Raw genomic sequence first — 1,043 nt, forward strand, 5'->3', positions numbered from 1 at the left:
ATTTCCTCACCCCTGTCGACTACCAAGCCAGCTTGATCGCCGCATGAGATGCTGTACGTGAAAACGAGGCAGGGTCAGCACGCTGTGCGTCCCAACGCTGCGACAGAGGAGGCGCTTCGCCGGATCGGCGCGCTCTACCAGATCGAGGAACAGATCCGCGGCAAGCCACCTGACGAACGACGCAGCGCGCGTCAGGCGCGAGCGGTGCCACTGCCCGACGACATGAAGCGGTGGTTCGAATCGACGCTCACTCACCTCGCTCTCTGCGAAATCCGACACGACCAAGGCGATTCAGTACGCGCTGAATCGCTGGCCGGCGCTCATCTACTACTGCAACGACGGGCGAGCGGAGATTGATAACCTGATCGCCGAACGAGCGTTGCGCGGCGTCGCCCTCGGCAGACGGAATTACTTGTTTGCCGGCGCCGACTCCGGCGGCGAACGTGCCGCCGCGATGTACAGCCTGATCGGTACGGCACGCCTGAACGGCCTCGATCCCGAGGCGTATCTCGCCTATGTACTCGAGCGCATCGCCGACAATCCGGCCAACCGCGTCGACGAACTGCTCCCGTGGGACGTGGCGCCATCGCTGTCGCCTACTGCTCGCGTCGAGCCAATCCGATAGCGTCGCGGAACTCCGCGGTCAACAACCTGCACTACGGTACTGCTCGGGCGCTTACGGAAATCGGGGGCCAAGCAAAGCAGAAGCCAACCTAGAATGCCACCGTGAAGGCTTCACGCGCAAGCGACAAGGTCCATCCCACAGCCCGTAATCCAACTCTTTTGAGAGTCGCCCGGGATTCGCGAGTATGCGAAGGCTCACATAAAGCAGGTTTTTTTGACTGACGATCGCGGCTACTGTTCAGCCCCATCGACGACATTCCCTGCCGAGGCAGAAGCCACTTATTATGGGCAATTGGCTAGGTCCGACCAACCACTGACATTATCCCAGCCTCACCCTATCTGGTCGGCCCTGAACAATTCGTTTTGCTCGGCAAACGAGTTCACGCTGCCGACGGCGTAGCGGTTTCGAAGCCAAGCAA

At 60.7% G+C, this 1,043-nt stretch carries 1 pseudogene; it reads left to right on the forward strand.

Annotated elements, in window-relative coordinates:
- Positions 1-78: 78 nt before the first annotated feature.
- Positions 79-625: pseudogene (locus DID99_RS36695) on the forward strand (transposase); the annotation flags it as partial.
- Positions 626-1,043: the final 418 nt, after the last annotated feature.

This window comes from Burkholderia sp. Bp8986 (assembly GCF_003854225.1).
Taxonomy (GTDB): domain Bacteria; phylum Pseudomonadota; class Gammaproteobacteria; order Burkholderiales; family Burkholderiaceae; genus Burkholderia.